This is a genomic window from Magnetospirillum molischianum DSM 120 (assembly GCF_000294655.1).
GTDB lineage: Bacteria > Pseudomonadota > Alphaproteobacteria > Rhodospirillales > Magnetospirillaceae > Phaeospirillum > Phaeospirillum molischianum.
Window position 1 is genome coordinate 36,562 of the sequence record NZ_CAHP01000054.1, and the last position, 12,002, is coordinate 48,563.

Sequence of the window (12,002 nt, forward strand, 5' to 3'; positions counted from 1 at the left end):
GCTCTGCGGTTTTTGACGTTGCGCCGGGGGACATCTGCATAATAAATATGCACAGATGATGTGCACCCGCTTCCCCTCGTCCCTTACCGTCGGATCTGTCACCCTCGACAATGCCGTGATTCTGGCACCGATGGCGGGAGTGACCGATCTCCCCACCCGCCGTTTGGCTCGCCGTCTAGGTGCTGGCCTCGTCGTCTCGGAAATGATCGCCAGCCAAGCGATGATTCGCCAGAACCGCCAGACGATGCGCATGGCCAGTCATGAGTCCGTCGATCAGCCAACCTCGGTCCAGCTTGCCGGATGCGAGCCCGAGGCGATGGCCGAAGCTGCCCGGCTCAACCAGGACATGGGAGCCGCCATTATCGACATCAACATGGGATGTCCGGTCAAGAAGGTGGCGGTCAAAGGAGAATCCGGCGCCGCCCTTATGAAAGATGAAGTGCTGGCAGGACGGTTGATGGAGGCGGTGGTTCGCGCCGTCGATCTGCCTGTGACGCTGAAAATGCGGATGGGGTGGGATCAGACCTGCCTCAATGCGCCTCGACTGGCCCGAATCGCCGAGGAAAGCGGTATCCGAATGGTCACCGTCCACGGACGGACCCGCAGCCAGATGTATGGCGGTCGGGCAGATTGGGCATTTATCGGCGAAGTTAAACGCGCGGTGTCGATTCCGGTGATCGGCAATGGTGACGTTTGCAGCATAGAGGACGCGATCAGCTTGTTTGAGCTTTCCGGTGCCGATGGCGTAATGATCGGCCGGGGGAGCATGGGGCGGCCATGGTTGCCGGGGCAGGTGGGGCATTTTCTTGCCACCGGCGAACGGCGTCCTGATCCCTCGATAGCGGAATTGTACGAAATCGTGATGGATCATTTCGAGGCTTTGCTGGTGCATTACGGAACGATTTCGGGCGTGCGCAACGCCCGCAAGCATCTCGCCTGGTACTCCCGTGGATTGCCGGGGTCGGCCGAGTTTCGCGCCGGGATCAATCGGCTGGACGATCCTGACGCGGTGCGCCGTGCCCTTGCCGAATTTTTCGGCTCGTTGGCAGGAAAGGTGGCCGCTTGATGGCCCTCCCTACCATTGCCGCGCCAAGACGCCGTGTCAGCGGCACCACCTTCGACCCTGACGTCATTTTGAACGCGTTGAGCGCTGCCGTGTTGGCGGTCGATGGAGACAATATTATCCGCTTCGCCAATGGTGGAGCGGAGCAATTGTTCGCCTGCGGGGCCGCGTGGTTGTGCGGCCATCCCACCAGCGAATTCTTGCCACCGGATTCGCCAGTTTTGGCGTTGATCGCCCAGGCGCGCGGCGACGGCAATTCCGTTGCTGAATATGGTGTGGTGCTTGACACCCCTCGCACTGGTCACCGCATCGTCAGCGTCCAGGTTTCTCCTATCGCCGAACAGGCGAGGGCTGTGGTGGTCAGCCTGCATGAGCAATCGATCGCCCTGAAGATCGGCGCTCATCTGACCAGCCGCAATGCCGCACGTTCAGTGACAGCGATGGCGTCTATCCTGGCTCACGAGGTAAAGAATCCGCTGTCAGGAATTCGTGGTGCCGCTCAGTTGCTTGAGCAGAACGCCAACGAAGACGACCGGGTTCTGACACAGTTGATCTGTGACGAGGCAGACCGCATCGTCGCCCTGGTCGATCGGATGGAGGCGTTTTCCGATAATCCGACCGCCGTGCGTGATCCGGTCAACCTGCATCAGGTTCTGGAGCATGTCCGCCGCATCGCCGTGGCTGGATTCGCCCGCCAAATTCGTATCGTAGAGCATTATGACCCCTCGCTGCCTCCAGCCCAGGGCGATCGCGATCAGCTGATCCAGGTCTTCTTGAATCTGGTCAAGAATGCATCTGAAGCGGTGCCCGAGGAAGGGGGGGAGATCATCCTTTCTACCGGCTATCAGCATGGTGTGCGGCTGGCGTTGCCAGGCGGCAACGAAGTCAAGCGTCACCTGCCGTTGGTGGTCAGCATTCAAGATAACGGTCCCGGCATCCCCGACGATCTGCGCCCCAATCTGTTCGACGCCTTTGTCACCACCAAAACCACCGGAACCGGATTGGGATTGGCGTTGGTGGCGAAAATCGTTGACGACCATGGTGGTGTGATCGAGTTCGACAGCCAGCCCCGGCGGACGATTTTCCGGGTGTTGTTGCCGATGGTCCTGGACGGCGAAAGCAAGGAAACCGAATGACCATGTCTACCACCGCTACCATTTTGGTGGCTGACGACGATCGAGGCATCCGTACCGTGTTGTCCCAGGCCCTGGGTCGGGCCGGCTATGAGGTGCGGACGACCGGAAATGCCTCGACCTTGTGGCGCTGGGTGTCGGAAGGTGAGGGCGATCTGGTTATCACCGACGTGGTGATGCCGGACGAGAACGGACTCGACCTGCTGCCTCGGATCAAGAAGATCCGCCCTGATCTGCGCATCATCGTGATGAGTGCCCAGAACACCCTGTTGACCGCGGTCAAAGCGACTCAGCGCGGTGCCTTCGAATATATGCCGAAGCCGTTCGATCTAAAGGAACTGGTCGCGGTGGTGAGCCGCGCTTTGTCCACGCCGCGTGCCGCTTCGTCCGAGATCGCCCAGGACGAGGATGAAGAGAAGCTGCCGCTGATTGGCCGTTCGTCAGCGATGCAGGAAATTTACCGAACCCTGGCTCGGCTGATGGGAACCGACCTGACGGTGATGATCACCGGCGAGTCCGGCACGGGCAAGGAATTGGTGGCTCGTGCGTTGCACGATTACGGTAAACGCCGTAACGGTCCCTTTGTTGCCATCAACATGGCGGCAATTCCGCGTGAATTGATCGAGAGCGAATTGTTCGGCCATGAGAAGGGGGCGTTCACCGGCGCGACCCAGCGTGCCGCCGGGCGGTTCGAGCAGGCCGAGGGGGGGACTCTGTTCCTCGATGAAATCGGTGATATGCCTCCCGAGGCTCAGACCCGGCTGCTTCGCGTTCTCCAGGAAGGTGAGTACACCACCGTTGGCGGGCGTGTACCGATCCGCGCCAATGTCCGCATTGTCGCCGCCACTCATCGCGACCTGACCCAGCTGATCCGCCAGGGACTGTTCCGCGAGGATCTTTTCTATCGCTTGAACGTGGTGCCGATCCGACTCCCGCCGCTGCGCGAGCGTGGCGAGGATATCCCTGAACTTATCCGCCACTTCTTGGCCCTGGCCGGATCGGAAGGCTTGCCGACCAAGACGATCGATTCCCATGCGATGGAGCGTTTGAAGCGGCATCGCTGGCCCGGCAATGTCCGCGAGTTGGAGAATCTGGTCCGCCGTCTTGCTGCGCTTTATTCGCAGGAAGTGATCGGAATCGACGTGATCGAAGCCGAACTGGCTGGAGGTGCGCCTCCGGCCGATACAATCGGCGCCGGAATCGAAGGGGAAGGGCTGTCGGCGACGGTTGAGCGCCACTTGCGCGATTATTTCGCTAATCATGGCGATGGGCTCCCTCCCGCGGGTGTGTATGATCGGGTGGTGCGAGAGGTGGAAAAACCGCTAATCTCGATTGCTCTTGAGGCTACTCGTGGCAACCAGATCAAGGCAGCTCAGTTGTTGGGTCTTAATCGCAATACGTTGCGCAAAAAAATCCGCGACCTGGAGTTGCAGGTCAGCCGCACCCTGAAATGATGGAAGGCGACGCGATGGTGCCGGAGCGACACGAATCCGCCCGTCGTTTCGGTTCGTGGGTGCGGCAGACCGACCTGCCTCACCTGTTGGCCTATGGTTTGACTCTGGCCACGATCCCATCGGTGATTGCCACCATCTGGGTTCTGGCCGATGCCGGTATCGCTCAGCCCGACCCTCATACCGTGCAGATTCTGCTCGGTCTCGATTGTGTCCTGCTGCTGGCGCTTGGGGCTGTGGTCGGGTTCCGGGTGCTCGAAGTGATGCGAGCCCGCCGTAGCGGTTCGTCGGGGTCGCGGCTTCATCTGCGCTTCATCGTGCTGTTCGCGCTGGTAGCAGTGACTCCTTCGGCCCTGATGTCGGTGGGGTCGGCGGTCTTCTTCCGGTATGGCTTGGAAAGCTGGTTTTCGGAGCGGGTTCGTACCGCGCTTCAGGCCTCTCTGGAGGTTGCCCACGCTTATCTGGAAGAGCATAAGCAAATCATCGGCGGCGATGCCCTGGCGATGGCCAACGACATCAACCGCGAGGGGCCGATGCTGATGCGCTCGCCCCCACATTTTTCGCAATTCGTGGCGACCCAGGCAGCGGTACGCGGGTTGACCGAAGCGATCGTGTTCGACGGGCGCGGTACCATTTTGGCCCGATCTGGGCTGATCTTCGCCGTCGAAGCCAATATCGACCAGATTCCCCAATGGGCTTTCGATAAGGCCCGAGCCGGGGATGTTGCCGTGCTGACCGGCGGAGGGGAAGACCGGGTGCGGGCACTGGTCCAGGTGCCAGGCTTGTTCGGCGATACCTTTCTGTTCGTCGGGCGGTTTGTCGATCCCAAGGTGATCGGCCACATGGAGCAAACTTCGGCGGCCGTTGCTCAGTACGAACGATTGGAAGGGCGCCGATCCGGGCTGGAAACCGCATTTTCTCTGGTGTTCGGGATGGTGGCCCTTCTGCTGGTACTGACCTCGGTACGGGTCGGCCTGATGATGGCTACCCGGTTGGCAACGCCGATTGTACGGTTGATCGACGCCGCCGAGAGGGTGCGCTCGGGCGATCTCCACGCCCGCGTCAGCGAGGAGAACGCCACCGATGAGGTCGGTCTTTTATCCCGTGCTTTCAATCGGATGACCGATCAGCTTTCCAGCCAGCGTCAGGATCTGATGGATGCCAACCGCGAGCTGGACGAGCGCCGACGCTTTACCGAAACGGTCTTGGCCGGTGTCTCTGCTGGCGTGATCGGCCTCGATAGCCAGGGACGAATTCATCTGCCGAATCGTTCCGCGAGCGAGTTGGTCGGATTGTCGTTGGAAGAGCATATCGGCGAGGATCTGCATCAGGTTCTGCCCGAACTGGCCGAGGCGGTTGACGAAGTTGCCCGCCGTCCCGACCGACTGCTTCAGCGTGAGGTAAGGCTGTCTCCTCCCGGCGAGCGGTCGCGAATCTTGCTGGTCAGTGTCGCTGCCGAGAATTTAGACGGCGAAACCGTCGGTTTCGTCGTTACGTTCGATGATATTACTGAATTGGTTTCCGCCCAGCGCAAGGCTGCCTGGGCCGATGTTGCCCGCCGGATCGCCCACGAGATCAAGAACCCGCTGACTCCGATCCAATTGTCGGCGGAACGGCTGAAGCGCAAATATTTAAAGGAGATCGGTAGCGATCCTGATACGTTCGTTCAGCTGACCGATACCATCGTTCGCCAAGTGGGGGATATCGGGCGGATGGTCGATGAATTCTCGTCTTTTGCCCGGATGCCAGCCCCACAGATGAAGCCTGACGACCTCAGTAATATCTGCCGTCAGGCGATGTTCCTGCAACGAACTGGAGCGCCCGAAATCTCCTTCGAGAATCAGATTCCCGATCAGCCGGTGCCGATCACCGCTGATGGACGGCTGATCGGACAGGCACTGACCAACCTGCTGAAAAATGCGGTCGAGGCAGTGCGGGGGCGAGACGACCAGACGATTCCAGGGCGGATCGTGATGCGTCTGCGACAGGAGACAGAGAGAACCGTGATCGAGGTCGAAGACAACGGCCGTGGATTGCCGCGTGAAAATCGTGAGCGGCTGACCGAGCCTTATGTCACCACCCGGACCAAGGGTACCGGATTAGGTCTTGCTATCGTCAAGAAGATCATGGAAGACCATGGGGGTGATCTGTATCTTGAAGACGCGCTGGAAGGGGGGGCGCGGGTCGGTCTGATCTTTCCGGCAACCGAGCCGCCACCATCTCAATCCTCCGGTGACAAGACGGTAGTTCATGGCGCATGACATCCTGATCGTCGATGATGAGGCCGATATTCGTGTCCTTATCGCCGGCATTCTCGAGGACGAGGGGCACAGTACCCGCGAGGCTGCAAACGCCGACGAGGCGCTGGAGCGGATACGTGCCCGCCGTCCCTCTCTGGTGATCCAAGACATCTGGCTCCAGGGGTCTCGCCTTGACGGGCTGGGTGTGCTCGACGAGATCAAGCGCGAACATCCCGACGTTCCCGTCGTGATGATATCCGGGCACGGTACCATCGAGACCGCCGTGCAGGCGATCAAGCAGGGTGCTTATGACTTCATTGAGAAGCCATTCAAGGCCGACCGGCTGTTGCTGGTGGTTGATCGCGCCATCGAATCCGCTCGGCTGAAGCGTGAGAACCAAGAGTTACGGGTTCGCTCCGGTTCAACCGGCGATTTGGTTGGAATCTCGCCTGCTTTGGTGCAAATCCGCCAGACGATCGAGCGGGTTGCGCCCACCAATTCGCGGGTGTTGATCACAGGACCGGCTGGGTCGGGCAAGGAAGTGGCGGCCCGGATGATCCACGCTCATTCGCGTCGGACCGAAGGACCGTTCGTCGTGGTCAATTGCGCCGCGATGCACCCGGATCGGATGGAAATCGAGTTGTTCGGCACCGAATACGGTGCCGATGGCTCCACATCTCCACGTAAAATCGGCACGTTCGAGCAGGCTCATAGCGGCACCCTGCTATTGGATGAAGTCGCCGACATGCCGTTGGAGACTCAAGGCAAGATTGTCCGCGTCCTTCAGGATCAGACCTTCGAGCGGGTCGGTGGCGGTAAACGGGTCGAGGTCGATGTCCGGGTGATCGCCACCACCAACCGCGATCTGCAATCCGAAATGATCGCCGGCCATTTCCGCGAGGATTTGTTCTACCGTCTCAACGTCGTTCCGATCCGGATGCCAGCCCTGCGTGACGGCAAGGAGGATATCCCTCTTCTGGCCCGTCAGTTCATGCAGCTGGCGGCGCAATTGGCCGGGGTGCCGCCGCGTCCATTGGGTGAAGACGCCCTTGCGGCGCTTCAGGCCTATGATTGGCCGGGCAATGTACGTCAATTACGCAATGCGATCGACTGGCTGCTGATCATGGCGCCCGGCGACTGGCGCGACCCGGTGCGGGCCGATATGCTGCCGAGTGAGATCGGTGCGATTACCCCCGCCGTTCTACGCTGGGAAAAATCGAGCGAAATCATGACGCTTCCCCTGCGTGAGGCCCGCGAATTGTTCGAGCGGGAATATCTGTTAGCCCAGGTCAATCGATTTGCTGGCAATATCTCACGCACCGCCGCCTTTGTCGGTATGGAGCGTTCGGCCTTACACCGGAAGTTAAAGCTTCTCGGAATTAATACCGACGAAAAGGTGCGTTAACGATGAAGGTCATCGTCTGTGGGGCAGGGCAGGTCGGGTTCAACATCGCCCACTACCTTGCCAGCGAAAACAACGACGTTACCGTGATCGATCAGCGCCCGGATCTGTTGCGCAAGATCGGCGATACTCTGGATGTCCAGGTGGTCTCGGGCTTTGCCTCGCATCCGGCAGTGCTGGAGCAGGCCGGTGCTGCCGATGCCAACATGCTGATCGCTGTCACGGCCGCCGACGAAGTCAATATGGTGGCCTGTCAGGTGGCGCATTCGCTGTTCAACGTGCCGACCAAGATCGCGCGTATTCGCAGCCAGAGTTATCTCCAGCCGATCTGGTCGAACCTGTTCAGCCGAGAACATCTACCGATCGACGTTATCATTAGTCCGGAGATCGAGGTCGCCCGCGCCATCACGCGTCGTCTTCAGGTTCCCGGCGCGATCGATGTTATTCCGCTGGCCAATGACCGGGTTCGGTTGATCGGAGTGCGCTGTACCAATCAGTGCCCGCTGATCAATACGCCACTCCGTCAGCTTACCGTCCTGTTTCCCGATCTGGCGATTGTCATCATCGGCATCGTTCGCGACGGCAAGGCGATTGTTCCGGATTCCGAAGATCAGATGTTGGAGGGCGACGAAGTCTATTTCGTTGTCGATACCGGCCATGTCGAACGCGCAATGGCCGCCTTCGGTCGCGAAGATCAGGAAGCCCGGCGCATTCTGGTGCTGGGAGGCGGCAATATTGGACTGTTCCTGGCCCAGCAGCTTGAGGCAGCCCATCCGAACACCTCGATCAAAGTGATCGAGATCGATAAGGACCGCGCTGAACTGGTCGCTCGTAGTCTGACCCGCTCGGTGGTCATCAATGGCGATGTGCTCGACGCCGAGATTTTAAAGGAAGCCTCGGTCGCCGCCGCCGAGGCCGTGGTCGCGGTGACCAATGACGACGAGACCAATATCCTCGCCAGTCTGCTTGCCAAGCGGTATGGCTGCCGTCGTACCATGACCCTGATCAATAAGACGGATTACGGTGCTCTGGTTGCTCCGCTGGGGATCGACGTGGTGATTTCACCCCGCGCCATCACCGTCTCTAACATTCTCCACCATGTCCGGCGCGGTCGGATTCACGGCGTTCACTCGCTGCATGAAGGTTTTGGAGAGCTGATTGAAGCTGACGCGCTCGAAACCTCCAGTCTGGTTGGTAAGCCGTTGCGCGATGTCAGGCTTCCAGCCGGGGTTCTGCTTGGAGCGGTGGTGCGTGGCGGCCGGGTGATCTCGCCGCGGGGAGCCACCGTGGTTCAAGCGGGAGATCGGGTTATTCTGTTCGCCGCCGCCGAGGCGGTCAAGAAAGTAGAAAAAATGTTCTCTGTTCGGTTGGAATTCTTCTGATGTCGCTTCTTCTGCCCCCGCCGCGGGCTCTTGTCTTTGACTGGGACAACACTCTGGTCGATTCCTGGCTTTGTATCCAGAAGACCTATAACGCGACCTTCCGCCATTTCGGTCTGCCCGACTGGAGTATGGAGGAAACCAAGGGACAGGTCGCCGCGTCGATGCGCGATTCCTTTCCGGCGATGTTCGGCGATCGTTGGCCCGAGGCGCGCGAGGTCTTCAGCAACGCTTTTGCCGAGATTCATCTCGACCATCTGGCACCTTTGCCCGATGCTGCCGCCTTGCTCGAAGCGTTGGCCGAAACTGATCTGGTTCTGGCTGTGGTGAGTAATAAGCGCGGCCACTTCCTGCGTAAGGAGGCCGAGGTTCTGGGATGGACTGATTATTTCAGCCGTCTGGTCGGGGCCGAAGACGCCGCCGCTGACAAGCCTGATGCCGCCTCGGTTCTGTTGGCGCTGGACGGGACCGGGGTGAATCTCGGTCCAGACGTGTGGTTCATCGGTGATTCTCCGGTCGATATCCAGTGCGCTGTCAATGCGGGGTGCAGCCCGGTGCTGTTGCGGCCTGAACCGCCCCGCCCCGGTGAATTTCCGGTTGCTCCACCCCATGTATTGGACGGTTGCCGTTCCCTGGGCAATCTGCTCTGCGAACTATCGGTTCCCATTGCGCTGAAATGGTGCTAACGAAAGAGATAATCGAGCACTGCCGACGGCAGTGCTTTGATTAATCCAAACGGGCAATAAGAACGGATCAAAGAGATGTCCGCAGAGAAGACCCAAAACGTACAAGATGTATTTCTGAATTACATCCGAAAGAATAAAACATCTGTGACAGTTTTCCTTGTCAATGGTGTAAAGCTTCAAGGGATTGTAACTTGGTTTGATAACTTTTCCGTCCTTCTGCGCAGGGATGGTCATACTCAGTTGGTCTATAAGCACGCGATTTCGACAGTGATGCCGTCAACACCCGTTATCCTGTTCGATCCCACGGCTAAGGAAAGCGGCGAAGAATAAGTGGTTTCCCGTCCCCCCGAATCTTCGGTTTTGTCTTCGCGTCAACGCGCCCTGGTGGTTCATCCCGCTCGGAAAGCCGAAAGGCGCGGGGAGGGCGCGGCTGATTCCTTGCCGGTGACGGCCGTCCGTCTGCCAGAGGCGCGGTTGGCCGAAGCGATCGGTCTGGCCCAGGCGATTGATCTCGATATCGTTCTGGCCGAGGCGGTTCCAGTACCCCGGCCGCGTCCCGCCACCTTGCTCGGCAAGGGGGCGGTCGAACGATTGGCCGACGCCATCGCCGATGCTGAGATCACTCTGGCCGTGATCGACTCCCCGCTGACCCCGGTGCAGCAACGCAATCTCGAAAAAGCCTGGGGTTGCAAGGTCATCGATCGTACCGGCCTTATTCTCGAAATCTTTGGGGCTCGTGCTCGGACGCGGGAAGGGACGCTTCAGGTCGAGTTGGCGGCGCTCAGCTACCAACGCTCGCGACTGGTGCGGTCCTGGACCCACCTTGAGCGCCAGCGTGGTGGCTTTGGCTTCCTGGGCGGCCCTGGTGAAACCCAGATTGAAGCCGACCGCCGCATGATCGGCGACCGTATCGTCAAGCTGGAACGCGAATTAGACGACGTTAAGCGCACCCGCGACCTTCACCGCAAGGCACGGCGACGGGTGCCCTATCCGATCGTTGCCCTGGTCGGCTACACCAATGCGGGAAAGTCAACCTTGTTTAACACCATCACCCGCGCCGAGGTGATGGCTAAGGATATGCTCTTCGCCACCCTCGACCCGACGATGCGGACTCTGGATCTTCCTTCGGGCCGTAAGGTGATTCTGTCCGACACTGTCGGCTTTATTTCCGATCTGCCGCATGAACTGGTCGCGGCCTTCCGCGCCACGTTGGAAGAGGTGTTGGAGGCCGATGTGGTGGTTCATGTCCGGGACATATCCCACCCCGACAGCGAAGCCCAGGCCGCCGACGTGGAAGCCGTTCTGCGTGAATTGGGATTAGAGGAAATGGTCGATAATGGTTTGGTCGAAGGGCTGAACAAGATTGACCTGCTCGATGCTGAACGGCGTGAGGAAGTATTTAATCAGGCTCAACGTCATTCGGCACGCCTGCCGTTCTCGGCGGTGACGGGCGAAGGTGTTCCGGCACTGCTTGCCGAACTTGACCGTCGCTTGGGACAGGGGCGGGCGATGATCGACGTTTCGCTGTCTCTGACCGATGGCGCGTCGATTGCCTGGCTGTATCGCCATGGTGAGGTCGTGGCCCGGCGCGACGATCAGAGCCACGCCTACTTGCGGGTTAAACTCGAAGCCGCCGACGTCCGCCGCTTTCAGCAACGTCAGGCTTCAGCGCGGCCGCTCTCATGACTAGTCTGATCGATGTCGAGCGGGTATCGACGATTATCCGTGACGTTGCCGCCGCTGAAATTCTTCCCCGCTTCCGCAATTTGACGGCGGGGCAAATCCGCGAGAAGCAGCCTGGTCAATTGGTGACCGAGGCTGATATCGAAGCTGAGCGGGTTCTGACACTTCGTCTTGCCGACGTTCTGCCCGGAGCCGCCTGTGTCGGCGAGGAAGCGGTTGCCGCCAATCCCACCTTTCTATCCGCTCTCGAACGATCCGGCGCGGTGTGGGTGATCGACCCGGTTGACGGCACCTCAAATTTTGCCCAAGGACTGACCCGCTTTGCGGTTATCCTTGCTCTGGTTGTCGATGGCGTCACTAGAATCGGCTGGATCTTCGATCCTGTCTCGGGGCGTATGACAATCGCCGAACGTGGCAGCGGAGCCTGGGAGTCTGGCCGCCGTTTGTCCGTATTGCCCGGTGGGCCTCTCGAAACTCTGGTGGGTTCGGTCAAGCGCTCGGCGCGTCTGGCGGGGCGGGTTGCGCGGGTAGGTCGCAAAGGAAGCGCCGCCCACGATTACCTCGATCTCGTCACAGGTAAGCTGCATTTCGCTCATTTCCGCAGGCTGATGCCATGGGATCACGCCGCCGGGATGCTGATCCATGCCGAAGCCGGAGGGTATGGCCGTCTGATCGATGGAAGCGCCTATCGCCCGCGGTTCCATGACGGTGCTTTGCTGCTGGCACCTGACGAAGATTCTTGGTCCTCGTTACGGACTTTGCTTGTCGATTAGAGGCGTCTGCGATCTATCGGCTATAATCCCAAACATTTGCGGCGGAACCGGTTGCCGATTCCGCCGCTTTTTTATGCTGGTTCCGCTATCATATCAGGGGACGTTTCCTTCCGAACCTAAGGCCATGCGAGGAAGGTCGGCCATTGATTTGGATGGTTTGCCCGTAGACCGGGCTTAAGGCCAAGGCTACGC

At 59.7% G+C, this 12,002-nt stretch carries 10 protein-coding genes; all 10 read left to right on the forward strand.

Annotated features, from left to right (window positions below; translation table 11 throughout):
• The first annotated feature begins 55 nt into the window (after positions 1–55).
• Positions 56–1,066 carry a tRNA dihydrouridine synthase DusB gene (gene dusB, locus PHAMO_RS16920; protein ID WP_002731137.1) on the forward strand — a complete coding sequence of 337 codons (1,011 nt, stop codon included), beginning with the start codon at positions 56–58 and terminating at the stop codon, positions 1,064–1,066.
• On the forward strand, positions 1,066–2,199 hold the full coding sequence (locus PHAMO_RS16925) for a two-component system sensor histidine kinase NtrB (RefSeq protein WP_002731141.1): 1,134 nt from the start codon (positions 1,066–1,068) through the stop codon (positions 2,197–2,199). The genes dusB and PHAMO_RS16925 overlap by 1 nt, the downstream gene beginning before the upstream one ends.
• Positions 2,196–3,650: a nitrogen regulation protein NR(I) gene (ntrC, locus tag PHAMO_RS16930; protein WP_002731143.1), complete on the forward strand. Its 1,455-nt coding sequence runs from the start codon at positions 2,196–2,198 to the stop codon at positions 3,648–3,650. The genes PHAMO_RS16925 and ntrC overlap by 4 nt, the downstream gene beginning before the upstream one ends.
• The gene (locus tag PHAMO_RS16935) at positions 3,647–5,908 is read left to right on the forward strand and encodes a sensor histidine kinase NtrY-like (protein WP_002731144.1); all 2,262 of its coding nucleotides are present in this window, start codon (positions 3,647–3,649) and stop codon (positions 5,906–5,908) included. The genes ntrC and PHAMO_RS16935 overlap by 4 nt, the downstream gene beginning before the upstream one ends.
• Positions 5,898–7,292, forward strand: a complete 1,395-nt coding sequence (gene ntrX / locus PHAMO_RS16940; RefSeq protein WP_002731145.1) for a nitrogen assimilation response regulator NtrX — start codon at positions 5,898–5,900, stop codon at positions 7,290–7,292. Before PHAMO_RS16935 ends, ntrX begins: the two co-directional genes overlap by 11 nt.
• A gap of 2 nt (positions 7,293–7,294) precedes the next feature.
• Positions 7,295–8,671, forward strand: a complete 1,377-nt coding sequence (gene trkA / locus PHAMO_RS16945; protein WP_002731146.1) for a Trk system potassium transporter TrkA — start codon at positions 7,295–7,297, stop codon at positions 8,669–8,671.
• Complete coding sequence (locus PHAMO_RS16950) at positions 8,671–9,354, forward strand: HAD family hydrolase (protein ID WP_002731147.1); 684 nt, start codon at positions 8,671–8,673, stop codon at positions 9,352–9,354. Before trkA ends, PHAMO_RS16950 begins: the two co-directional genes overlap by 1 nt.
• A 75-nt stretch (positions 9,355–9,429) precedes the next feature.
• Positions 9,430–9,684, forward strand: coding sequence for an RNA chaperone Hfq (gene hfq / locus PHAMO_RS16955; RefSeq protein ID WP_002731148.1), 255 nt, complete (start codon positions 9,430–9,432; stop codon positions 9,682–9,684).
• Positions 9,685–11,040, forward strand: a complete 1,356-nt coding sequence (hflX, locus tag PHAMO_RS16960) for a GTPase HflX (RefSeq protein ID WP_002731149.1) — start codon at positions 9,685–9,687, stop codon at positions 11,038–11,040.
• Positions 11,037–11,810: an inositol monophosphatase family protein gene (locus PHAMO_RS16965; protein WP_002731150.1), complete on the forward strand. Its 774-nt coding sequence runs from the start codon at positions 11,037–11,039 to the stop codon at positions 11,808–11,810. The genes hflX and PHAMO_RS16965 overlap by 4 nt, the downstream gene beginning before the upstream one ends.
• The last annotated feature ends 192 nt before the right edge of the window (positions 11,811–12,002 follow it).